Annotated in this window: 25 protein-coding genes; 14 read left to right on the forward strand and 11 right to left on the reverse strand. The window is 64.1% G+C overall.

What is annotated here, in order from left to right; all coding sequences use genetic code 11:
- Positions 1-157 precede the first annotated feature (157 nt).
- The 3 genes from BLV27_RS11790 to pyrC form a co-directional block, all read right to left on the reverse strand.
- A complete protein-coding gene (locus tag BLV27_RS11790; RefSeq protein WP_092646199.1) occupies positions 158-1648 on the reverse strand; it encodes a replicative DNA helicase in 1491 nt (496 codons plus the stop codon).
- 317 nt (positions 1649-1965) lie between these two features.
- A complete protein-coding gene (locus tag BLV27_RS11795) occupies positions 1966-2643 on the reverse strand; it encodes an orotate phosphoribosyltransferase (protein ID WP_092646201.1) in 678 nt (225 codons plus the stop codon).
- Complete coding sequence (gene pyrC / locus BLV27_RS11800) at positions 2640-3665, reverse strand: dihydroorotase (RefSeq protein WP_092646203.1); 1026 nt, start codon at positions 3663-3665, stop codon at positions 2640-2642. The genes BLV27_RS11795 and pyrC overlap by 4 nt, the downstream gene beginning before the upstream one ends.
- Before the next feature lie 55 nt (positions 3666-3720).
- Between pyrC and BLV27_RS11805 the strand changes: the two genes are divergently transcribed.
- The 14 genes from BLV27_RS11805 to BLV27_RS19775 all read left to right on the forward strand — a co-directional run bounded on the left by BLV27_RS11805 (position 3721) and on the right by BLV27_RS19775 (position 12139).
- Complete coding sequence (locus BLV27_RS11805) at positions 3721-4521, forward strand: urease accessory protein UreD (RefSeq protein ID WP_092646205.1); 801 nt, start codon at positions 3721-3723, stop codon at positions 4519-4521.
- A gap of 8 nt (positions 4522-4529) precedes the next feature.
- A complete protein-coding gene (locus BLV27_RS11810) occupies positions 4530-4850 on the forward strand; it encodes an urease subunit gamma (RefSeq protein ID WP_092646207.1) in 321 nt (106 codons plus the stop codon).
- Complete coding sequence (locus BLV27_RS11815; protein ID WP_092646209.1) at positions 4847-5152, forward strand: urease subunit beta; 306 nt, start codon at positions 4847-4849, stop codon at positions 5150-5152. The genes BLV27_RS11810 and BLV27_RS11815 overlap by 4 nt, the downstream gene beginning before the upstream one ends.
- 41 nt (positions 5153-5193) lie before the next feature.
- Positions 5194-5439, forward strand: a complete 246-nt coding sequence (locus BLV27_RS11820) for an antifreeze protein (RefSeq protein WP_139176614.1) — start codon at positions 5194-5196, stop codon at positions 5437-5439.
- Positions 5436-5873, forward strand: coding sequence for a lysozyme inhibitor LprI family protein (locus tag BLV27_RS11825; RefSeq protein WP_092646214.1), 438 nt, complete (start codon positions 5436-5438; stop codon positions 5871-5873). Before BLV27_RS11820 ends, BLV27_RS11825 begins: the two co-directional genes overlap by 4 nt.
- A gap of 79 nt (positions 5874-5952) precedes the next feature.
- Complete coding sequence (locus BLV27_RS11830) at positions 5953-6771, forward strand: cyclase family protein (RefSeq protein ID WP_092646216.1); 819 nt, start codon at positions 5953-5955, stop codon at positions 6769-6771.
- A 171-nt stretch (positions 6772-6942) separates the two neighbouring features.
- Positions 6943-8652, forward strand: coding sequence for an urease subunit alpha (gene ureC / locus BLV27_RS11835; protein ID WP_092646218.1), 1710 nt, complete (start codon positions 6943-6945; stop codon positions 8650-8652).
- Positions 8653-8681: 29 nt separating this feature from the next.
- Entirely contained in the window at positions 8682-9272 is a 591-nt protein-coding gene (locus BLV27_RS11840; RefSeq protein WP_139176616.1) for a hypothetical protein, read from the forward strand.
- Positions 9269-9727: an urease accessory protein UreE gene (locus tag BLV27_RS11845; RefSeq protein WP_092646222.1), complete on the forward strand. Its 459-nt coding sequence runs from the start codon at positions 9269-9271 to the stop codon at positions 9725-9727. Before BLV27_RS11840 ends, BLV27_RS11845 begins: the two co-directional genes overlap by 4 nt.
- Complete coding sequence (locus tag BLV27_RS11850; RefSeq protein ID WP_092646224.1) at positions 9717-10334, forward strand: urease accessory protein UreF; 618 nt, start codon at positions 9717-9719, stop codon at positions 10332-10334. The genes BLV27_RS11845 and BLV27_RS11850 overlap by 11 nt, the downstream gene beginning before the upstream one ends.
- Positions 10331-10954 (forward strand): urease accessory protein UreG, encoded by a 624-nt coding sequence (gene ureG, locus BLV27_RS11855; RefSeq protein ID WP_092646226.1) that lies wholly within the window; start codon positions 10331-10333, stop codon positions 10952-10954. The genes BLV27_RS11850 and ureG overlap by 4 nt, the downstream gene beginning before the upstream one ends.
- 91 nt (positions 10955-11045) lie before the next feature.
- Positions 11046-11417 carry a VOC family protein gene (locus BLV27_RS11860; protein WP_092646228.1) on the forward strand — a complete coding sequence of 124 codons (372 nt, stop codon included), beginning with the start codon at positions 11046-11048 and terminating at the stop codon, positions 11415-11417.
- Positions 11418-11422: 5 nt separating this feature from the next.
- Positions 11423-11947, forward strand: coding sequence for a helix-turn-helix transcriptional regulator (locus BLV27_RS11865; RefSeq protein WP_244504636.1), 525 nt, complete (start codon positions 11423-11425; stop codon positions 11945-11947).
- 51 nt (positions 11948-11998) lie between these two features.
- A complete protein-coding gene (locus BLV27_RS19775; protein ID WP_244504637.1) occupies positions 11999-12139 on the forward strand; it encodes a hypothetical protein in 141 nt (46 codons plus the stop codon).
- A gap of 6 nt (positions 12140-12145) precedes the next feature.
- Here the strand turns inward: BLV27_RS19775 and BLV27_RS11870 are convergent, their stop codons facing one another.
- The 8 genes from BLV27_RS11870 to BLV27_RS11905 form a co-directional block, all read right to left on the reverse strand.
- Positions 12146-12928, reverse strand: coding sequence for a TatD family hydrolase (locus BLV27_RS11870; RefSeq protein WP_092646329.1), 783 nt, complete (start codon positions 12926-12928; stop codon positions 12146-12148).
- 38 nt (positions 12929-12966) lie between these two features.
- Positions 12967-14025: a DNA polymerase III subunit delta' gene (locus BLV27_RS11875; protein WP_092646230.1), complete on the reverse strand. Its 1059-nt coding sequence runs from the start codon at positions 14023-14025 to the stop codon at positions 12967-12969.
- Positions 14022-14618 (reverse strand): dTMP kinase, encoded by a 597-nt coding sequence (tmk, locus tag BLV27_RS11880; RefSeq protein WP_092646232.1) that lies wholly within the window; start codon positions 14616-14618, stop codon positions 14022-14024. Before tmk ends, BLV27_RS11875 begins: the two co-directional genes overlap by 4 nt.
- 88 nt (positions 14619-14706) lie before the next feature.
- On the reverse strand, positions 14707-15876 hold the full coding sequence (locus tag BLV27_RS11885; RefSeq protein ID WP_092646235.1) for a D-alanyl-D-alanine carboxypeptidase family protein: 1170 nt from the start codon (positions 15874-15876) through the stop codon (positions 14707-14709).
- A gap of 43 nt (positions 15877-15919) precedes the next feature.
- Positions 15920-17077 carry an SPOR domain-containing protein gene (locus BLV27_RS11890; protein ID WP_092646237.1) on the reverse strand — a complete coding sequence of 386 codons (1158 nt, stop codon included), beginning with the start codon at positions 17075-17077 and terminating at the stop codon, positions 15920-15922.
- Between the two features lie 106 nt (positions 17078-17183).
- A complete protein-coding gene (locus BLV27_RS11895; protein WP_092646240.1) occupies positions 17184-18401 on the reverse strand; it encodes an FAD-binding domain-containing protein in 1218 nt (405 codons plus the stop codon).
- An 882-nt stretch (positions 18402-19283) separates the two neighbouring features.
- A complete protein-coding gene (clpX, locus tag BLV27_RS11900; RefSeq protein WP_092646242.1) occupies positions 19284-20552 on the reverse strand; it encodes an ATP-dependent Clp protease ATP-binding subunit ClpX in 1269 nt (422 codons plus the stop codon).
- A gap of 251 nt (positions 20553-20803) precedes the next feature.
- Positions 20804-21439 carry an ATP-dependent Clp protease proteolytic subunit gene (locus tag BLV27_RS11905; RefSeq protein ID WP_092646244.1) on the reverse strand — a complete coding sequence of 212 codons (636 nt, stop codon included), beginning with the start codon at positions 21437-21439 and terminating at the stop codon, positions 20804-20806.
- Positions 21440-21581: the final 142 nt, after the last annotated feature.

Here is a 21581-nt window from a genome sequence, read left to right on the forward strand (position 1 = left end):
CCAAGATCGCTAGAGCGCTTTCTTCGAACGCGCCAATTATCCTTGCGTCCTCATCGACGCTCATTTTCCGATGCCTTCGGGCGCACCAAGGCGGTGCGCGCCGGTCAGCAAGAAGGGATTCGCGCCGATGAAAGGGGCGTCAGGAAGGTCCAGCCTTCTAGCGCCCCTCCTGCCAAGGCTTCACCAGGTTGCCGAAGCGGGTAAACCGGCCTTCGAACGACAATTCGACGGTGCCGATGGGGCCATGGCGCTGCTTGCCGATGACGACCTCCGCCTTGCCGTGTACGGCCTCCATCGCGGCCTGCCACTCGGCCATCTTGTCGAGTTGGTGGTCGCCGGGCTTTTCCCGTTCCTTATAATATTCCTCGCGGTAGACGAACATCACGACGTCCGCGTCCTGCTCAATCGAGCCCGATTCCCGCAGGTCCGACAGTTGCGGACGCTTGTCCTCGCGGGACTCGACCTGGCGCGACAGCTGCGACAGGGCGATTACGGGGATGTCCAACTCCTTGGCGATGGCCTTCAGGCCCTGTGTGATCGCCGAGACTTCGTTCACGCGGTTGTCGCCCGCCCCCGGTGCCTTCACCAGCTGAAGGTAGTCGACGATCAGCAGGTCCAGGCCATGCGTCCGCTTCTGTCGCCGAGCCCGCGCGGCCAGTTGTGCAATGGGCAGGGCAGGTGTGTCGTCGATGTAGAGCGGGCAGGATTCAAGCGCCTTGGCCGCCTCGACAAAACGACGGAACTCGGCTTCGGTCATGTCGCCCTTGCGGATTTGTTCGCTGGGCACCTCGGATGCCTCCGACAGGACGCGTGCGGCAAGCTGTTCCGCTGACATTTCCAGCGAATAGAAGCCCACGACACCGCCTTCGACCGCGCCATCACGCCCGTCATATGTCTTGCCGCGCTTGTAGGCTTTGGCGACGTTGAACGCGATGTTGGTCGCCAGCGATGTTTTCCCCATCGACGGACGTCCCGCCAGAATCAACAGGTCCGAGCGGTGCAATCCGCCCAGCTTCTTGTCCAGGTCGATCAAACCGGTCGAAGTGCCCGCCAGCCCGCCGTCGCGCTGATACGCGGCGTTCGCGACGTCGACGGCCTGTTTGATGGCGGACAGGAACGACTGAAACCCGCTCTCGGATTTGCCCTGCTCGGCCAGTTTGTAGAGCTTGGCTTCCGCATCGACGATCTGGTCTGCGGGTTCCTTTTCGACGGTCACGTCGTTGGCCTGCGCCTGAATGTCCTTGCCCAACGAAATCAGCTCCCGCCGGATGGCGAGGTCATAGATCAACTGCGCGTAGTCCCGCACCGCATAGGCAGCCACGGCGGAGGCGGCGAGGGTTACGAGGTATTTCGGCCCGCCAAGCGCCTTCAGCCCCTCGTCTTCCTCCAAGAATGGTTTGAGCGTCACCGGGGAGGCGAGGGCGTTCTTCTGAATCCGAGCGGCGCAGATTTCATAGATGCGCGCATGAACCGGGTCGTAGAAATGGTCCGACTTGATGACACTGGCAGCGCGGTCATACAGGTCGTTGTCGGTCAGCAATGCGCCTAAAAGCTGTTGTTCCGCCTCGATGTTGTGGGGAAGGCTTGCTTCGGACATGTCGTCCTGCGTTGCCGGAACACCTGAATCCATGCGTGCGATCTCGTTCATCTCTGCTACCCCTGTTCCCCGCTTCCGGTTCTACGGCACGGGCTGGCTTTCAACAACGGCCCACACCTGTGGATAGCGGGGAATGTGTGAGCTTCGGCTCTTAAGTTTATGATTTTATGATGAAGTATATCAGAGCATCTCCGTATCGCGTCAGTGCGGCAGATTTGCGCACGAGCCCCTGCGCGCGGCCGACCCGAAAAGCGCAGCACGGCGACCGGCACGGGATCGGAGTGATGCTGTGCCGATGCGTCGAGGGCTCGAAGAATAACAGGACCGCCGTTTCCGATGGACTTCAGGTTTTTCCACCTGACCCGGATTTACCCTTTGCGCGCCGCCTGCCAGGCGCGCGGATCGTTGAGGAACTCCTGCACACCCGCCAGCGTCTCGGCGTCGAAATGGCCCTGCGCCTTGGCTTCGGCCAAAACATCCCACCAAGTGCAGAGCGCGTGGAGTTGCACCCCGTGGTCGCCGAGCGTTTTTGTGATCTCCGGGAAGATGCCATAGCTGAAGATGACACCGGTGTGCGCGCAGGTCGCACCCGTTTCCCGGATGGCGTCCACAAAGGACAGCTTGCTGCCCCCATCGGTCGTCATATCTTCCACCAGCAGAACGCGCTGCCCTTCGGTCATCACGCCTTCTATTCGGGCGTTGCGGCCGTATCCCTTGGGCTTTTTGCGCACATACGTCATAGGCAGGACCAGACGCTCGGCGATCATTGCGCCGAAGGGGATGCCCGCCGTCTCGCCGCCGGCGACGTTGTCGAAGGCTTCGAACCCGGCTTCGCGCATGACCGTTACGGCCAGAAAATCCATCAGCGTCGAGCGGATACGCGGAAAGCTTATCAGTTTGCGGCAGTCAATGTAGGTCGGGCTGGGCAGGCCGGAGGCCAGCGTGAACGGCTCTCGCGAATTGAAGTGTACGGCCTCGACTTCCAACAGGGCGCGGGCCGTCAGGCGGGCGATTTCATCCTTGGGCGGAAAGGAAGTGGGGATCATGCGCAAGCCTCTACGTGCCAATGGATAGGGTGACCTGGGTCGAACAGGGTGACGGACTGGCCATGCGCCTCGACCCGCTCCGGAAAATTCTGGGCCAGACCCTTGGACAGGGTGATCCGGTCCGCGTTCACCGGCAGGCCATAATGCGCGGGACCGTGGAGCGATGCAAATCCTTCGAGCCGGTCCAGCGCGGTCTCTTCCTCGAAGACATGCGCCAGCAGGGGCAGCGCGTGCGTCGCGGTGAAACACCCGGCGGAACAGCACGACGATTCCTTGGCGTGCGTGGGATGCGGTGCGCTGTCGGTGCCGAGGAAGAACTGCGCATCTCCCGACGTTGCGGCCTGCCGCAGGCTTTCCTGATGCGTCGACCGCTTTAGGATTGGCAGGCAATAGAAATGCGGGCGCATCCCTCCCGCCAACATGTCGTTTCGGTTCGCCATCAGGTGCTGAACGGTGATCGTCGCCCCCACGCCGGGATGCGCGCGAACCCAGTCAACGGCATCGGCCGTGGTCACATGCTCCAGCGTGAGTTTCAGCTTCGGATGCGCGGTCCGCAACGGCGTCAGCACCTTGTCGAGGAACGCGGCCTCCCGGTCGAAAATGTCGATGCTGCGGTCCGTGACTTCGCCGTGCAGGCACAGCGGGACGCCCGCCTCCTCCATCGCCGCCAGTACGGGGCGCACATTCTCGAAGTTGCTGACCCCCGACGCGGAGTTCGTCGTCGCCCCCGCCGGGTAGAGCTTCACGGCGGCAATCACACCGTCCGCATGGGCCTGTACCACGTCTGCCGGATCGGTGGTCTCGGTCAAGTACAGCGTCATCAGCGGGTTCGCGAAACCAGCCGCGATCACACGCTCGCGGTAGGCGGCGGCCTGCGCCCCGGTGACCACGGGCGGCACAAGGTTGGGCATGATGATGGCGCGGTTGAAATGGCGGCTTTCCGGTGCGACCGCGCGCAGCATGTCGCCGTCGCGCAGGTGCAGGTGCCAATCGTCGGGGCGGCGGATCGTGAGCTTTTCCATGGGCACCTCCGGTAACGCTCTTGCGGCCCCTTGGCCAGAGGGTCAGGGTGCCGGAATGCTCGATCATCCCAACATGCAGCGCATCAGGGGCGAGGCCCGTGTGTCGCTGGGCCGCGCCGGTCTGCGCGATCTGCGGCAGGCCGGGTCGGCCAAGGCCATGCTACCGCGCGTCGATACCGACGTGCCCGAAGTGGTGTTTCTAAATACGGCGGGCGGCGTCACCTCGGGCGACCGGCTGGACTACACGCTCAACATCGGTGCGGGTGCGCGGGCGACCGCCGGCACGCAGACCGCCGAACGGGCTTACCGCGCCACGGGTGGACCGGGGCGAATCGAAACACGGATCACGGTCAGCAGGGGCGCGCATCTGGATTGGCTTCCTCAGGAGTTGATCGCGTTCGAAGGCTCTCATCTTGCCCGTGTAACTCAGGTCGATCTGGCGGCAGATGCCCACTTTCTGTGCGTCGACAGCGTGATTCTCGGGCGGCCCGCGCACGGTGAAATTGTCACCACCGCGCGATTGGACGACCTGCGCACAATCCGGCGGGACGGTGCGCTGTTCCATCAGGAGCATCTGTCGCTGGGGCCGGAGACGCTGTCCGATCCGGTGGCTTTGGGCGGCGTACGCGCCCTTGCCACGTTGGTTCTGGCGGCTCCGGGAGCGGGCGACGCCCTGTCTGCTATCCGAGCCTTGCCCTCGACGGGCGGGGTCCGGCAGGCGGCCTCCGCTTGGGATGGGCGGTTGGTCGTACGCCTGATGGCCCGTGATCCGGCCCCGTTGCGCCGGGCTTTGATGTCGGCCATCGTAACGCTGCGGGGCACGCCGATGCCGCGCGTCTGGCAATCCGACGTCTGAGGCGATCCATGAATTTGACACCGCGTGAAAAAGACAAACTCCTGGTCAGCCTGGCGGCAATGGTCGCCCGTGGGCGGCTGGCGCGTGGGGTGAAGTTGAACCACCCTGAAGCGATTGCGCTCATTACCGATTTCGTCGTCGAGGGCGCGCGCGACGGGCGCAGCGTCGCCGACCTGATGCAGGCCGGAGCCCATGTGATTACCGCAGATCAATGCATGGAGGGTATTCCCGAGATGATCCACGACGTGCAGGTCGAAGCGACCTTTCCCGATGGCACCAAGCTGGTGACCGTGCACCACCCGATCCGCGTGCGGGAGGTGGCGGAATGATTCCGGGCGAGGTTTTTGCGGTACCGGGTGATATCACCCTGAACGACGGTATCGACGCGGTGACGCTGGAGGTGTCGAACACCGGCGACCGTCCTGTTCAGGTGGGCAGCCACTATCATTTTGCGGAAACCAACGCCGCGCTGGACTTCGATCGGGACGTGGCGCGGGGGCACCGCCTTGATATCGCCGCAGGCACGGCGATCCGATTCGAGCCGGGTCAGACGCGTCGCGTGGCCCTTGTACCGTTAGCGGGCGATCGCCGTGTCTTCGGATTCAACGGCAAGGTTCAGGGAGAGCTCTGACGGTGTTGCAGTATTTCAATTTGCATATGCGCACGGCGCAAATGCTGGTCGAAGCCCAGGGAGTCATCAACATGCGGATGATGGGCATGGCGGGCCTTGTCCCGTCGCATGCGGACGAGGGTCTGCGGATGGTTGCCGAGAAGCATACAGTCTTCATGGAGTCGGCGCTGGCGGGCACCGGGGCGCTGCTGGCGGGCAAAACGCCTGCGCAGGCCTATGGTTTGGCCCTGACGCCGATCGGTCGGACCACGCACGCGAACTCCAAACGCCTGACCGCACCGTCATGAGCCCGGCGGCGCACCTTACCGTGGCCAGCGTTGCGGCGGTCGGTGGCATATGGGCCTTGCCTGCCGTAGCGCAGATGTCCCTGACCGAGGCCTGCGAAGCGGCGTCTGCTTCGGGTGTGGAATTCCGCCAATGCGCGATCGACGCCTACGACGAAGCGGATGCCGAACTGAACGAGGTTTACCGGCTGGCCATCACGCGGGCCAAGGCGTTCGACGTGGACGCAGCCGTTGAAGGACAGGCTGGGCCGCTGACGCTGGAGGAGGCGCTGCGCCGGGCGCAACGCGACTGGATCGTCTTTCGCGAAAGCGACTGCGATGCACTGGCCGTGACCTTCGGCGGGGGAACTGGTGCCATGGCGGCGGGTACGCTTTGCCGGGCCGAGAAGACCCTGGCACGTGCGCAGGCCCTTCGGTCGATGATGGCCGATTACTGACCCAGTGTATCGCGCTTGTTGACAGCGGCCCCCGTTATGGCGCGCACTCGTCCGACCCAAACTCAGGAAAGGGTGCCCCATGTGCGATATCTGCGTGATGACTGCGGTCAAAGACCGAATGCTCAGCCGTAGGGACCTGTTCCGGGGGGGATTGGCGGTCGGTGCCGCCGGGTTGACTGCGGGGGCCATGGCCAAGCCCGCGATGGCCGATGCGCATGGGTCGGTCTATGACCTGACCCACACCTATGGCCCCGACTTCCCGACCTTCTTCGGCGTGCCCGGCATTACGACGGAGCAGGCCTATAAATTCGAGTCGGACGGCTTCAACCTCTTCAACCTTTCCATCAACGAGCACACAGGCACCCATATCGATGCGCCATTGCATTTCTCGGCAGATGGCAAGTCGGTGGACGAGATCGAGGTGGGCAACCTGGTGGTGCCGCTGTGCGTTGTTGATATCCGGGAGCGGTCGGCCTTCGACGCCGACGCCCAGCTGACGCCCGACGACCTGACCGCCTGGATCGAAGCGAACGGCGACATCCCGGATCGGGCCTGCGTCGCGATGCTGTCCGGATGGGGCGACAAGGTGGCCGAGCCGAGCTATCGCGGGCAGGACGACGCCGGCGGCCTTCACTTCCCCGGCTTCCACCCCGAGGCGACGGCGATGCTGCTGGAAATGACCTCCGCCGCGGCCATCGCTGTCGACACGCTGCCCCTTGATCATGGCGCGTCTGCCGATTTCGCCACGCATTACGCGTGGCTGCCGGCGGGCCGATACGGGATCGAGAACCTCGCTGGGCTGGAACAGGTGCCCGCGGCTGGCGCGACCCTCATCGTGGGTGCGCCAAAGCATGCGGGCGGGTCAGGCGGGCCGGCGCGTGTCTTCGCGATGGGCTGAGGCCGGACGGGGTCTCGGGGCCGCGCCCCAGACCCTTCCTGAAAATCGGTCTGGTCCTGCCTGAATTTCGGGCATTGTTCCCCCGCGTCTGCGAAAGCGCGGCTGATCGATTTGACAAGCGCGCGTCCCGCGGGGACATCTGAAAGCCCAAGTCGCCAGGAAGGTCCGCCCATGTCCACCACCATCTCCCGCCGCGCCTATGCCGACATGTACGGCCCCACCACCGGCGACCGGGTCCGTCTGGCCGATACAGAGCTGTTCATCGAAGTCGAACGAGACCTCACGACCTACGGCGAAGAGGTAAAATTCGGTGGCGGCAAGGTTATCCGCGACGGCATGGGCCAGTCGCAGCGCACCCGCGCCGAAGGGGCGATGGACACGGTCATCACTAACGCGCTGATCGTGGACCACTCGGGCATCTATAAGGCCGACGTCGGTCTGCGCGACGGGCGCATCGCCGCCATCGGCAAGGCGGGCAACCCGGACACACAACCGGGCGTCGATATCGTCATCGGACCGGGAACCGAGGCCATCGCGGGCGAAGGGCGCATCCTGACGGCGGGCGGCTTCGACTGCCACATCCACTATATCTGTCCGCAACAAATCGAGGATGCGCTGCACTCCGGCCTGACCACGATGCTGGGCGGCGGCACAGGGCCCGCGCATGGGACGCTCGCCACCACCTGCACGCCGGGCGCGTGGCACATCGGGCGGATGATCCAGGCGTTTGACGCCTTCCCGATGAACCTGGCCATTTCGGGCAAGGGCAATGCGTCGCGGTCCGACGCGCTTTACGAGATGGTTGATGCCGGAGCCTGCGCGCTCAAGCTACACGAAGACTGGGGCACGACTCCGCAGGCCATCGATACCTGCCTGACCGTGGCCGACGAACGCGACGTGCAGGTGATGATTCACACCGACACGCTCAACGAATCCGGCTTTGTTGAGAATACCATCGCCGCCATCAGGGGCCGGACCATCCACGCCTTCCACACCGAGGGCGCGGGCGGCGGACACGCGCCCGACATCATCAAGGTCTGCGGGCTGGAGCATGTCATCCCGTCGTCGACCAACCCAACACGCCCCTATACCGTGAACACGCTGGAAGAGCATCTCGACATGCTCATGGTTTGCCACCACCTCGACAAGTCGATCCCCGAGGACGTGGCCTTCGCCGAGAGCCGAATCCGCAAGGAGACCATCGCGGCCGAAGATATCCTGCATGACATGGGGGCCATGAGCATTATCGCGTCCGACAGTCAGGCCATGGGTCGGGTCGGCGAAGTCCTGATCCGCACTTGGCAGACCGCCGACAAGATGAAGCGCCAACGCGGGCGTCTGCCAGACGAAACCGGCGACAACGACAACATCCGCGTGCGCCGATACATCGCCAAATACACCATCAATCCTGCCATCGCCCACGGCATCAGCCACCAGATCGGGTCGGTCGAAGTGGGCAAACGTGCCGATCTCGTCCTCTGGAACCCCGCGTTCTTTGGCGTCAAGCCCGAGATGTCCTTGATCGGCGGCACCATCGCCATGGCCCAGATGGGCGACCCCAACGCGTCGATCCCCACACCACAGCCCGTGCATTCGCGTCCCATGTGGGGGGCGTTCGGGCGTTCGGTGGAGCGGGGCGCGGTGGTCTTCGCGTCGCAATCGGCGGTGGACGCGGGACTGTCGGAGAACCTTGGGACAGCCAAGGATCTGATCGCCGTCAAGGGTACCCGCGGGATCGGCAAACGCGACATGGTGCTGAACGACGCGCTGCCCGATATCGAAGTGGACCCGGAGACCTATGAGGTCCGCGCGGACGGAGAGCTGCTGACCTGTGAACCCGCCAGCGAGTTGCCGATGGCGCAGCGGTATTTTTTGTTTTGAGAAACACGCATTTTGAATCATTTGAATTAATGAACTTGGCCGTCGACTACTTTGAGGCAGGTAAGTTTTTAAAGACAGCTATCGATGAAGAAACCATCGAGCTTGACTCACCTGCAGCCATGGAACACTGCTTCGCACACTCTGCGGAACTGGCGATGAAATCGCTTTTGCTCGGGACAGTTGAAGACTTCGATCTGAAGAAATTCGGACATGACCTCAAAAGGTTGTATCAGCGCGTCTCAGAGTTATCGGAAGCCAAGCAAGCCGCGGAATACATGGGACAAAGCCTGTCGGAATGGATCGTCGTCGTGCCGACAGATGGTCCAGTGACGCTGAACTTGCCAAGTAATGGCGAAGACATTCAAATCGGCGATCGCAATGGGATCACTCCGGAAAACCTGTTTGACTGGTATGGCAAGTATCATTCAAGCGATGGTGGGTGGCATCGGTACGGGTATCAGCACATCGAAAAGCGTACAATAGTTTGGAGGCGAACAGCAGACCGGGAACCACGCAAAACGGAGCCGTTTATTTGGGCGCTTGAGTACTGGCTGGAGGGTTTTCTGCGTCAGATCGAGCCATCGATAAGAAAAGCGAACGCATCGCGGATTGAGAAATGACCCAACTCCTCACCCACCTCCATCACCCCACCGACACGATCCGCCTCGATTACGATGCGCGGTTGGTGCGTCGCAAACGGCTGGTGACCGAGGCGGGCAGGGCGGTGATGCTGGACCTGCCGACGCTGACGGACCTCAGCCATCACGCGGGCCTGCGCCTTGAGGACGGAACCGAGATCGCGCTGGAGGCAGCCCCCGAACCTGTCCTGGTCATTCGGGGTGACCTGCCGCGTCTGGCCTGGCACATCGGCAATCGCCACACGCCCTGCCAGGTCGAAGTCGATCACCTGATCATTCGCGACGATCACGTCCTTAAGGGTATGTTGGAGGGCCTTGGAGCAGGGATCACCCCCGACACGCGCCCCTTCCACCCCGAGGGCGGGGCTTATGGCCACGGGCGTACGATGGGGCACGATCACGGCCCGCATGATCACGACCACACTCATGACCACTGATCTTCTACGCCTGACGCAATGGTTGTCCCCGGCGTTCCCCGTCTCGGGTTATGCCTATTCCCATGGGCTGGAGACGGCGATGGCCGAGGGGCGCGTGACCGATGCTGCCTCGACCGCCGCTTGGGTGCGCACCGTCCTGACCAGCGGGACCGGTCCGCTGGATGTCTGGGCGATCCGACGTGTCATGGGCGGTGCCGACCCGGAGGAGGTCGCCGCGACCCTGCGCGCCCGCGCGGGCAGTGCCGAACGCTGGCAGGAAACCCGCGATCAGGGCGCGGCATTCTGCGACGTCACCAACGCGATGGGGGAGGTGCCACTCTCGGACCTGCCGTTGCCCGTAGCCCTTGGGGTGCGCGCCCGCGGCATGGACGCGGGCATCGTCGCGCAACTTTATCTTCAGGCCTTCGCGGGGCAGATGGTCTCGGCGGCAACGCGCTTCCTGCCCCTGGGTCAGCGTGCGGCGCAGACATTGCTGCGCGATCTGCACCCCGCCATCGCCGCCGTCGCCGAACGCAACGACACCGACCCACCCGGCAGCGCCGCCGCCTTGGCCGAATTGGACGCCATGGCGCATGAGGCCCTTCAACCGAGGATTTTCCGCACATGACCTCCCCCAACGGACCCCTGCGCATCGGCATCGGCGGCCCCGTCGGCGCGGGCAAGACGACCTTGACCGAACATCTGGCGCGGGAATTGTCGCGCGACCTGTCGGTGGCCGTCATCACCAACGACATCTACACGCGCGAGGATGCGGAGGCACTGATGCGCGCACAGGTCTTGCCGCTGGACCGGATCCGGGGGGTAGAGACAGGGGGCTGCCCGCATACCGCGATCCGGGAGGATGCCTCGATCAACCTTGCCGCCATCGCCGACCTGACTGCCGCGCATCCCGATTTGGACATCGTCCTGATCGAGAGCGGGGGCGACAATCTGGCCGCGACCTTCAGCCCCGAATTGGCCGATCTGACACTCTACGTCATCGACACCGCTGCCGGTCAGGACATCCCGCGCAAGCGGGGGCCGGGTGTGACGCGGTCCGACCTTCTGATCCTGAACAAGACCGATCTGGCCCCCTACGTGGGCGTCGACCTGAAACAGGCCCGCGCGGACCTGGACGTTGCGCGCGGCGCGCGACCCTATGTCATGGCCGCGCTGCGCGCCGGCACCGGCGTGGAAGACATCGTGGCCTTCATCCGCCGGGAGGGCGGGTTGGAAAATTCCGAATGACCATGACAGCCTCCTGACATAATGCTGTCAGGAGGGATGCTGCATCCTGTCGACACGGCTCGATATCCGGGCCCGAAACAGGAGAGCGACAGTGAGCCTTCCACAAAATGCCGTCGTCTGGACGGAGCTTCCCGTAACCGACCTCGACCGATCCCGTGCCTTCTATGGCGCTGTCCTTAAAGACGAGCTGACGATTGAGGAGGGCGCGCCGAACCCGATCTGGAACCTGCCTTGCGCCGACCCGAAAACGGCCGTTGCCGGGCACATTTATGAGGGTAAGCCAGCGCCCAAGGAGACGGGACCGACCGTGCATCTTGCTGTTTCCGGCGGCCTGGATGATGCGATGGAGCGCGTCCGCGCAAACGGTGGCGACGTCGTGAGCGGGGTCATCACAATTCCGGCGGGGCGCTTTTTCTTTGGGCATGACCCTGATGGGAATTCCATCGGCTTTTTCGAAAGCTGATCGGGATGCGCCGCGCCGACCGCCTGTTTCGCCTTGTGCAGCTTTTGCGCGGTGGGCGTCTGTGGACGGCGGCGCGGCTGGCTGAGGCGATGGAGGTATCACCGCGCACCGTCTATCGCGACATCGCCGACCTTCAGGCGTCCGGAGTGCCGATCGACGGTGCGGCCGGCGCGGGATATGTGATGCGCGCGGGCTTTGACATGCCGCCGCTGATGTTCACCCAGGCGGAGGTGACGGCGCTGGCACTTGGCGCACGGATGGTATCGGCCTGGGCCGGTCCGGACATGGCCGATGGCGCGCGCGATGCCCTTTCAAAGATCGAGGCGGTGCTGCCCCGCGCGCAGGATGTGCGGGACGCGCTGTCCCGTCTTGCGGTGCCGCGCACGGGGATCACCGAAATCGATCGTGGCCGGATCGACATCATTGACCGGCAAATTCGTGAGCGGCTCTGGACGCGGCTGATCTATGTCACGCCGGACGGCACGCACACCGACCGCCGGGTGCAACCGCTGGGCCTTTGTTGGTTCTGAGGCCGCGTCTGGACGCTGGTGGCGTGGTGTGCCCTGCGCGAGAACTTCCGGATGTTCCGTATCGATCGGATCCGCGTCCTCGACCCGCTTCAGGATCGTTTTCCCCGCGATCCCACGCGCAGCCTCGCTGCCTGCATGACGTCGATGGAGGCACGGGAGGGGCGACACCTTCCGGACGATCCGCTGGGATAGGTCGGGTCAGCGCGTCTTGGTGAACAGACGTTCGAAATTTGCTTCGGTCGCGGCCGCGAAAGCGGCGTAGTCCAAGCCGAAGACCTCGGCACCTTTGCGCGTGGTCAGGTTCACGAAGGACGGCTCGTTGCGCTTGCCGCGATGGGGCGGGGGGGCAAGATACGGACTGTCGGTTTCCACCAGAACGCGGTCCAGCGGCGTGGCGGCGAAGATATCGCGCACGCCTTGCGATTTCGGGAAGGCCGCGATCCCGGACATCGACAGGTAAAAGCCCAGGTCCAGTGCCGCCTCGGCCAACGCTGGCCCGCTGCTGAAGCAATGCATCACGCAGGAATAAGCCCCGGCGGCGTGTTCGTCGGTCAGGATGCGGGCCATGTCGTCGTCCGCGTCGCGTGCGTGGATGATGAGCGGCAGGCCGGTGCGTCGCGCCGCTTCGATGTGGATGCGCAGGCTTTCCTGCTGCACGCCCTTGCTGTCGGCGGTGTAGTGGTAATCCAGCCCGGTCTCGCCGATCCCCACCATCTTGGGGTGCCGGGCCAAGTCTTCCAACGCCTCGACACTTGCCATCGGCTCCTCGGCGGCGCTCATGGGGTGCGTTCCGGCGGCCCAGAAGATGGGCGCATGCGCTTCGGACAGGGCCTGCACGGTCGGTGCGTTGCGCAGCTTGGTGCAAATGGTGACCATTCGGTGCACGCCCGCGTCGGCGGCGCGGGTCAGAAGATCGGGAAGCTCGTCTATGAGCTGCGGGAAGTCGAGGTGACAGTGGCTGTCGGTAACTTTGGGTTCCATGGGGGCCGGGCTAATGGCCTTGACCGCGACCTGCAAGTCTAGAGCTTGCGGGCCTGTGCATCTATCCGGGCCAGCGCGTCCCAGACGATGGCGGCGGGATCCACGTTGACGGCGCGCGCATGGGCGGCGCGGTCGCTTACGTCCTGCGCGACCCGGGCCCAGGCGCGCGCGGCGGCGTCATGGGGGGCCATGCGCGTCAGGGTGCGCACTTCGGTATCGGGCGCGTCGGCGGGCGGGCCCAGCAGACCGGCGCGTGCGGTGCGGTGCAACAGGCGCTCGATCGCGTTCAATGTCGCGTCCAGCCGGGCCTGTCCGGCCTTGCCGGCGCAGGCATCGGCCATGGCGCGCGCGCGCGCACGGTCCAGCACAGGTTTGGCGAACAGACCCACCAACGCTTCGTAGGTTTCGGCCCCGCCTTCCGCCAGTTCCAGCGCCGCCCCGACCGAACCTTCGGCCAGCGCATTCGCCGCCGCCGCATGGCGGCCCGCCTGTTCGACGGCGGCCTCCAGCGCGGGCAAATCCAGCGGGGCCAGGCGCAGCACTCGGCATCGCGACCGGATCGTTGGCAGCAGCCGTGCCGGCTGGTGCGAGATCAGGATCAGCGTGGCTTGCGCCGGCGGCTCCTCCAGCAGTTTCAGGATGGCATTGGCGGCCGAGGGGTTCAGGTCGTCCGCCGGATCGACGATCACCACGCGCCGCCCGCCCGACGACATGCCGAAGAACCCGCCAAGCCGGCGCACTTCGTCCACCGTGATCTGGGTCTTCAGCTTCTTGGCCTTTTCGTCCCAAGGCCGCCGCAACAGCATGACGCCGGGGTCCGACAGCGCGCGGATGCGGGGCAAGGACGGGTGGCCGGGTGTCGGGTCAAGTGTCTGGGCCTGTACAGGCGGATCGGTCAGCAGGAACCGCGCGATCCGCCACGCCAGCGTCGCCTTGCCGATGCCCCGCGCCCCTGTCAGGAGCCAGCCGTGGTGCAGCCGTCCGGTGTTCCATGCTTGAAGAAACGCGGCTTCGGCCGCCTTCTGGCCGAACAACTGCTCGGTCATGCGGGGATGCGGGGCGTCGCCGTGGCGGTCAGGTTCGGGGATGTCGTTCATAACAGCGCCTCGATCCGCGCGGCGACCGTTTCGGAATCGGCCATGCCGTCGATGATGCGGATGCGATCGGGAAAATCTTGGGCCAGCGCCAGGAACCCGGCGCGCAATTTTTGTTGGAAGGGCAGGCCGAAGTCTTCGAACCGGTCCTCGCCCGAACTGCGTGCCAGCCCGCGCTTCAGCGCGACCTCCGGGTCCATGTCGATCACCAGCGTCAGGTCCGGTTCCCGCCCGATCACCAGCCGATGCAGGCTGTCGACGAGTGCGCGGAGGTCGCCACGGGTGGCCCCTTGGTAGACGCGGGTGGAATCTGCAAATCGGTCGGACACGACCCAGTCGCCCCGCGCCAACGCCGGTTCTATCAGGCGCTCCAGGTGATCGCGGCGCGCGGCGTTGAACAGCAAAAGCTCCGTCTCGGGCGACCAGCGGTCGGGATCCCCCTCGACCAGCAGCCGCCGGATCGCCTCGGCCCCTTCGGATCCGCCCGGTTCCCGTGTGAGGACAACGGCGTGGCCCCGCGCGCGCAGGTTTTCTGCCAGTAGCCGCGCCTGCGTGGACTTGCCCGAGCCGTCGATACCTTCGAGGGAAATAAACATGACCGAAGCCCTAACAGGCCTGCGAACGGGGGAAAATCCCCCGGCTTCCTCGCTTTAAAAATACTCGGTGCGGCAATCGGGGCGCGTGTTACTCGAAGCGTTCCAGCGCGGACCCGAGCACTTCCCCCGCGACGCGGGCTCCCGCGATCTGAATGCGGCGCAGTGGACCTGCGCGGGCGACATCATTTTGTGCCACCAGCGGAACTGCCACGGGGGGCACGCCGGGATGGGACAGGGTTAGCGTTCCAAGCCGCGTTCCGGCGGCAATAGGTGCCTCCACCGGGCCGCTCAGGGTGATCTCGCCCGACACCATTTCGCGTTGGGTGATCGGCAGCAGCAAAATGACGCTTTCTTCTGGGACAAGGCCGACCGTTCCGGCTTCCCCCATGAAGACGTCGGCCTGTGTCACGGCGGATTGGCCGGTCAGTACCTCGACCTCAGCGAACTGCCGGAAGGCCCAGTTGACGATACGCTCACTCTCTTCGGCGCGCGCGGTCTCGGACGGCAGGCCGGAGATGACAAAGGTCACACGCCGGTCGCCCTGAACCGCACTCCCGACAAGGCCGTAGCCTGCTTCCATCGTATGACCGGTCTTCAGGCCATCCGCGCCGATATTCAGGCGCAGCAGGGGATTGCGGTTGAACCGGTTTGAAGGCGAGCGGCCGTCAAAGGTGAACTCACGCTCGGCGAAATACGGATAGAACTGCGGGAATTCCGTGATCAGTCGCTCCGCCAGGATGCTCAGATCCCGCATCGACATGACGTGACCGGGCGCGGGCCAGCCGTTGGAATTGCGGAACATGGATTGCTCCATACCCAATTCGCGCGCCCGATCGGTCATCATCTGGGAAAACCCTTCCTCCGTTCCGTCGGGCGACAGGGCCTCGGCCAGAACGGCGGTCGCATCGTTGCCGGAAAGTACGACGACCCCGCGGATCAGGTCCTCGACCGTGACGCGATCCCGTGGATCGAGGAACATGGTCGAGCCGCCATAGCTGGAGGCATGCTGCGAGACGGGCAGGACGGTGTCCAAAGACAGGCGGCCATCAACAAGCGCCTCGAACGTCATGTTCAGCGTCATCAGCTTGGACATCGACGCGGGCGGCAGGGGCACTTCGGCGTTCTTCGACAGAAGGACCTGGCTTGTGTTGTGGTCGATCACGACGGCCGATCCGGCCTGTGTCTGGAATTCCTGCGCCAGGGACGGCGAGGCGATGAGCAAGGCCGCGATCAGGGGGCGAAAGGTCTGACGGAGCATGGCAGGCTTCTCCGGGTTGAGAATGTTTCGTGTCCTATGGACTTCAACCGCCGGTTGCGAAAGCGTCGGTAAAGCCCAGAGACTTTGCCTTGCGGATAACCGCCGCCCGGTCGCCGGCGCTGGTGGTTGGGCCGACGACGACGCGCCAGAAGGCGCGACCCCGGCTTTCCTGTTCCTGAACGGTCGCCACGATTCCCGCAGTCGATAGCGATGTGGCGGTATCGCGTGCATTCTGTTCGACAGTGAAGATGCCGATCTGGACGTACGGACGCTCAAGCCCGGTGCTGCTGGCGGGGAGGGCACCGACCGAAGCGGTGCGAACCGGGGTCGCGTCGAGGGTCGTGGCCGTCACGGCGGGTGCGGTCGCACTGTTGACTGCGGCCTGTTCAAGCGGGGCAGGCATCACCGATTGGTCGGGCATTGCGGCGGGCCCACCATTTGCCGATCCGCGCCGTTTGAATATGCGAGAAAAGAAGTTGCCGCGCTGCGGCTCAGGGGCCGTGACCTGCGCGGTGTCCAACTCCGCCGATTCGGAGCCTGTTTCGATGGCCGCGACGGATGCGCTATCGTCGCTGGTCTCGGCGGCTTCGATGGCGGCGGTTGCGGCGGCAATGGCGTCGGGGCGCGCATCTTCGGTCGCGGGGGCCTCTGCGGTTTGGACGATCTCCTCGGCGATAGGGCCGGCCTCGCTCTCGGACACGGCCTGCGGTGCACTGGCGGCCGGGGCGGGAACGGGTGCGGGGGTTTCTTCACGGCGCAGGGCGACGACGTCGATCGTCGTCGGCGATCCGGCCAAGATGCCAAGCGCGGCTGCGGCGTCGGAAGACAGCTGCAGCGTCGGGCCGGGGTTGGAGCGTTCCCGTTTGAAAAGGGCTCCAATGACGAACTTGCCGTTGTCCTCGTTCCGGATAATCACGCGCTCGGGGTCACGCACCTCGGGCGCGGCCACCCAAACACCGCCCAGAGAGGGTCGACCATCCCACAGGGCGCGGTCCTTGGCGCTGAAGACTTCGGGCGCTTCGACATCGCGTTCGATCAGTTGGACGCTTTCGCCGATTGGCATGGCGCGGGTTGCGTCACCGCCAGAATTGCCACCGCCCGGAAACGCCCCCTGACATCCAGCCACCATCGCAACCAAGGCGACGGATGAGAATACGCGAATAGAAAAGAGGGAAAATACCCCGTTGGTTGCCTGTCGCACTGTCACTGCCCCGTGCTTTTGATACTGCCTCGTGCGGACCGTTTGCCGGACCTGCATTGCCAATGACCGTAGCCGAGGAATGCAGTTCTGTGAAGCCTGTGCGTGGTCAATGCCCGATATCGGGCGGAATCGTGTCCAATATGTTGGGTATATGCTTCTTTACCTTGAAAAATCCTGCGGTTGCATGCGGCCATGCGGCGGCGTCCCAATCGCGCAGCGGGCGATGCATCTGTATGGATACACCGTCCAGCGCGCTGCGCAGCCAGCCGGTCGGTGCATGCGGCGTCACGATGTGATCGAAGTCCTGTGCCCAGCGGCTGATCTCTTGGGCGTCGGTTGTGACCGGTCCCGGCGCGTGAGCCCGACCGATGGCATCTTCGGCAAGGCCAGTCGTGAAATCAGCGACGTGCCGCGCGATTGTCAGCGGTGATCGACCCGCAGGCGCGATCAGGGCCGCGGTGCCCGACGGCTCCAACCCGCGTGCAAACAGGTAGTCGGGATGCAGATCATCCTCGTGCAGCAAGAGGCCAATCCGCCCCGTGGGCAGCGCTACGTCTTCGGGCACCGGACCGGGGTCCGGGTGCGGTGGCCCGTTTAGCGCGTCAACGTCGCCTGATGGGGTCAACTGGTGCCCCAAGGTGCGCGCGTCGAACCGGTCGCAGGTGAACTTGGAAATGTTCGACGCACGCGCAGGATATGGTCTGCCCCGCGTGTGCAGCCCCGCGACCCAACGCCACGACAGCGTGTTCGACGCCGCATCCCCGTCCAGCAGGTGCCGCAGGAAGAAATCGGCCCCCAACTCCCACGGAAGGCGCAGGGTGTGCATCCAGATCGAGGCGAACCACATGCGCGCGTGATTGCTGAGATATCCCGTCCGCGCCAGTTCCGCCGCCCAGGCATCGAACGGCGCGATCCCGGTGTTGCCCCCGCAGGCGTCCTCCCATGCGCGGCGCAGGCCAGACGATGTGGCCAGCCTGTCGCGGGCGGCCTCTAATCCGCGCAGGTAGTCGAACCAGACCGAGGGGCGACGCTCCAGCCAGCCCTTGAAGTAGGCGCGCCAGATGATTTCGGAGAGCATCTTCTCCGCCGTCGACGCACCGAAACGGTCGATGATCATGCCAGCCATCTCGGCCTCGGTGACCGCGCGATGGGACAGCCAGGGCGACATCATCGACACGTTCTCATGCCCCGGAAGATCGTGATTTCGCGTTTCCGCATAAGCGCGTCCGGCGCGGGGCAGGAAGGCGTCCAACCTTTCCAACCCGGTGGCGCGGGTGGCGATAAAGGTCGGGTCGGGCGCGGTCTGAGCGGTCTGATCCTTCATTGTTGGAAAAGTAGTGTGCGGCGCGCGCGCGTCTATCGTGCCGCCTGCGACAAACTGTCGGGCAGGATCAGCCGACGCGACGGATTAAGAAGGTGCCTTGAAGTTGAGATGCCGCGCGCCGCCCCGCCAATCGCCGTGAATGATCCGCTCCATCCCGCCGCCGACGGCGGCGCTTGCCGCGCGCCATTGGTCCGTGTGTAGGACACCGCCAACTACAGCCCGTCTGGGCTTTCAATGCGGCAGTCCCCCGCCATATGTGCAAAGGTAAAATGGGCATCGCGTATGGGCGGCGGGCCGTCCGACAGCAACGTGGCGGACATCGCACGCCCGCCGGGGCACAGAAAAAACGCAGCGTTTTGGCCACGTGGCGTTGCGTGGTTCCCCGCAGCAGGTGAATGAAGACCGACAGGGCGATGGCGCAATCGAAGCTGCAATCATCGTAGGGAAAACGCAGCGCCTCCGGTCGCGTCCGGCCCCAGTGGTTGTAGACGCGGTTGTGCAGGTCGAAATGGCCGAAGCGATAACCGAGATACGCCGCTAAACGCTTGCGGCACCACTCGATCCTATATGCGGCCGGGTCGAAACCGCGATATGCTAGGTCAGGTTGGGTCAAGACGAGGGACGCCAGCACCCGTCGGATGCTGCACCCGGTATGCGGCAGCCGGTCGCGGGCTCCAAGGTCCAGCACGTCTGACACGCGTCGGGCCATGATGTGGACCAGGGCTTCAAAATCACCGCAACCGGCGTAATTGATCGCGACGGAGGAACTGTCCAGGCTCCGTAGGCAAGGTCCATTTGGCGAACGACGCGGGCGAGGATTGGGCCGGGATGCTCTATTCGAAAAGCCGCCAGATCCGCGCCCGCGCAATCTTCACGGCGGGGTCAGCCTGCGGTCGCCGACTCTTCCTTCTTTTTTTCGGAGTGGATCAGCAGGGGCTTTACCTCGCGGCGGACCGCTTCCTCGTTGACGACCACTTCTTCGACGGTGTCCATGCCGGGCAATTCGAACATGGTATCCAGCAGGATGTCTTCCATGATCGACCGCAGGCCACGGGCACCGGTCTTACGCTCGATCGCGCGTTTGCCGATGGCTTGAAGCGCCTCGTCGGTGAAGGTCAGCTTTACGTCCTCCAACTCGAAAAGACGCTGGTACTGCTTAACCAGCGCGTTCTTGGGCTGTGTCAGGATGATGACCAGCGCGTCCAAATCCAGATCGGTTAGCGTCGCGATGACGGGCAGACGGCCTACGAATTCCGGGATAAGCCCGAACTTCAGAAGGTCCTCCGGCTCCAGATCCTTGAAGTATTCGCCAACGGTCTTTTCTTCGGGGTCCTTGACGTCGGCACCGAAGCCCATGGACGATCCCTTGCCGCGCTGCGCGATGATCTTGTCCAGACCGGCAAAAGCCCCGCCGCAAACGAACAGGATGTTGGTCGTGTCCACCTGAAGGAATTCCTGCTGCGGATGCTTGCGCCCACCCTGCGGGGGCACGGAAGCGACGGTGCCTTCCATGATCTTGAGCAGGGCTTGCTGCACGCCTTCACCCGATACGTCGCGGGTGATTGACGGATTGTCTGACTTGCGGGTGATCTTGTCGACCTCGTCGATATAGACGATCCCGCGCTGCGCGCGCTCAACATTGTACTCCGACGCCTGCAGCAGCTTGAGAATGATGTTCTCGACATCTTCGCCCACGTAACCCGCCTCTGTCAGGGTGGTGGCGTCGGCCATCGTGAAGGGAACGTCCAGAATGCGTGCAAGCGTCTGCGCCAGAAGCGTCTTGCCGCAGCCCGTTGGGCCAATCAGCATGATATTCGACTTGGCCAGTTCAATTTCGGATTTGCTGGCATTGTCGAGGCGCTTGTAGTGGTTGTGCACCGCCACCGCCAACACGCGTTTGGCGTGTTCCTGACCGATTACATAGTCGTCCAGAACTTCGGCGATTTCGCGCGGCGTCGGCGTGCCCTCCGAAGATTTCAGGCCCGCGGCCTTCGTTTCCTCGCGAATGATATCCATGCAAAGTTCGACGCATTCATCGCAGATGAAGACTGTCGGTCCCGCGATCAGTTTACGCACCTCGTGCTGTGACTTGCCGCAGAAGCTGCAATAGAGGGTGTTCTTACCCTCACCGGAACTGGAACTGTTGGCCATCGTCGCCTCCTTCGCCGTGTGACCCAGCCGATTGGCCACCGACAGCGGGGTCCGAGCCCCGCCTGAAAAACCTGTGATTTCCGCTGAGACTAGGCGGATCGGGCGGGGGCCACAATGGGAAATTCCAGCTCGCTCCAGCGGCTTCCCGTCGCGTCATACTCAGCGTTCAAAATGGGACAAAGGGCCGCCAATGATGTCTTGGCGGCCCCGCCATTTCAGCGGATCAGTCCGGGCTGATCTCGTGCTGGCCGTTACTTCGCGTCGTCTGCCTTGGCGTCACTACGGTTCTCGACGATTTCGTCGATGTGGCCCCAATCCTTGGCTTCCTGAGGCGACATGAAGTTGTCGCGCTCCAGCGCGCGCTCTACTTCCTCGAAGTCCTGACCGGTGTGCTTGACGTAGATTTCGTAAAGCTGCTTGCGGATCTTGGCGGTTTCCTGCGCGTGGATCATGATGTCGGTCGCCTGACCCTGATACCCGCCCGACGGCTGGTGCACCATGATCCGGCTGTTGGGCAACGAGAACCGCAGGCCCTTTTCACCCGCGGCCGACAGAACCGACCCCATCGAGGCAGCCTGGCCGACCACCAGCGTCGAAACGGCGGGGCGGATGTATTGCATGGTATCATAGATCGACAGGCCGGAGGTGACGACGCCACCCGGGCTGTTGATGTACATACTGATTTCTTTGGACGGATTTTCCGCCTCAAGGTGGAGCAACTGGGCCACGACAAGCTGGCTCATGCCGTCGTGGACGGGGCCGTTGACGAAGATGATGCGCTCCTTCAGCAGCCGGCTGAAGATGTCGTACGCCCGTTCGCCACGGCTGGTCTGCTCGACCACCATCGGCACGAGATTGTTCTGAAACTGGTCGACCGGGTCGATCATGGCACTGCCCCTTCTGCCGCCCCGCCACGCCTGTCGCGGCCGGGATCGAGAGCGAACCTATGCCCGGTAACCGGGGGCTTCAAGGCAATGTCTTTGGACAAATTGAAACGGCCCGGTGCGCATGCCTGCGCCGGAAGGCTCC

This window comes from Jannaschia faecimaris (assembly GCF_900107415.1).
Lineage (GTDB): Bacteria > Pseudomonadota > Alphaproteobacteria > Rhodobacterales > Rhodobacteraceae > Jannaschia > Jannaschia faecimaris.

Excerpts from the sequence above, each read along its gene's own strand:
- pyrC (WP_092646203.1), bottom strand. The coding sequence starts at position 3,665 with ATGGAAAAGCTCACGATCCGCCGCCCCGACGATTGGCACCTGCACCTG.
- BLV27_RS11845 (WP_092646222.1), top strand. The coding sequence starts at position 9,269 with ATGACCCAACTCCTCACCCACCTCCATCACCCCACCGACACGATCCGC.
- BLV27_RS11905 (WP_092646244.1), bottom strand. The coding sequence starts at position 21,439 with ATGATCGACCCGGTCGACCAGTTTCAGAACAATCTCGTGCCGATGGTG.
- BLV27_RS11870 (WP_092646329.1), bottom strand. The coding sequence starts at position 12,928 with ATGGAACCCAAAGTTACCGACAGCCACTGTCACCTCGACTTCCCGCAG.
- BLV27_RS11805 (WP_092646205.1), top strand. The coding sequence starts at position 3,721 with ATGCTCGATCATCCCAACATGCAGCGCATCAGGGGCGAGGCCCGTGTG.
- BLV27_RS11815 (WP_092646209.1), top strand. The coding sequence starts at position 4,847 with ATGATTCCGGGCGAGGTTTTTGCGGTACCGGGTGATATCACCCTGAAC.
- BLV27_RS19775 (WP_244504637.1), top strand. The coding sequence starts at position 11,999 with ATGTTCCGTATCGATCGGATCCGCGTCCTCGACCCGCTTCAGGATCGT.
- BLV27_RS11790 (WP_092646199.1), bottom strand. The coding sequence starts at position 1,648 with ATGAACGAGATCGCACGCATGGATTCAGGTGTTCCGGCAACGCAGGAC.
- ureG (WP_092646226.1), top strand. The coding sequence starts at position 10,331 with ATGACCTCCCCCAACGGACCCCTGCGCATCGGCATCGGCGGCCCCGTC.
- BLV27_RS11885 (WP_092646235.1), bottom strand. The coding sequence starts at position 15,876 with ATGCTCCGTCAGACCTTTCGCCCCCTGATCGCGGCCTTGCTCATCGCC.
- BLV27_RS11825 (WP_092646214.1), top strand. The coding sequence starts at position 5,436 with ATGAGCCCGGCGGCGCACCTTACCGTGGCCAGCGTTGCGGCGGTCGGT.
- BLV27_RS11820 (WP_139176614.1), top strand. The coding sequence starts at position 5,194 with ATGCTGGTCGAAGCCCAGGGAGTCATCAACATGCGGATGATGGGCATG.
- BLV27_RS11850 (WP_092646224.1), top strand. The coding sequence starts at position 9,717 with ATGACCACTGATCTTCTACGCCTGACGCAATGGTTGTCCCCGGCGTTC.
- BLV27_RS11865 (WP_244504636.1), top strand. The coding sequence starts at position 11,423 with ATGCGCCGCGCCGACCGCCTGTTTCGCCTTGTGCAGCTTTTGCGCGGT.
- ureC (WP_092646218.1), top strand. The coding sequence starts at position 6,943 with ATGTCCACCACCATCTCCCGCCGCGCCTATGCCGACATGTACGGCCCC.
- tmk (WP_092646232.1), bottom strand. The coding sequence starts at position 14,618 with ATGTTTATTTCCCTCGAAGGTATCGACGGCTCGGGCAAGTCCACGCAG.
- BLV27_RS11840 (WP_139176616.1), top strand. The coding sequence starts at position 8,682 with ATGAACTTGGCCGTCGACTACTTTGAGGCAGGTAAGTTTTTAAAGACA.
- BLV27_RS11875 (WP_092646230.1), bottom strand. The coding sequence starts at position 14,025 with ATGAACGACATCCCCGAACCTGACCGCCACGGCGACGCCCCGCATCCC.
- BLV27_RS11895 (WP_092646240.1), bottom strand. The coding sequence starts at position 18,401 with ATGAAGGATCAGACCGCTCAGACCGCGCCCGACCCGACCTTTATCGCC.
- BLV27_RS11795 (WP_092646201.1), bottom strand. The coding sequence starts at position 2,643 with ATGATCCCCACTTCCTTTCCGCCCAAGGATGAAATCGCCCGCCTGACG.
- BLV27_RS11810 (WP_092646207.1), top strand. The coding sequence starts at position 4,530 with ATGAATTTGACACCGCGTGAAAAAGACAAACTCCTGGTCAGCCTGGCG.
- clpX (WP_092646242.1), bottom strand. The coding sequence starts at position 20,552 with ATGGCCAACAGTTCCAGTTCCGGTGAGGGTAAGAACACCCTCTATTGC.
- BLV27_RS11830 (WP_092646216.1), top strand. The coding sequence starts at position 5,953 with ATGTGCGATATCTGCGTGATGACTGCGGTCAAAGACCGAATGCTCAGC.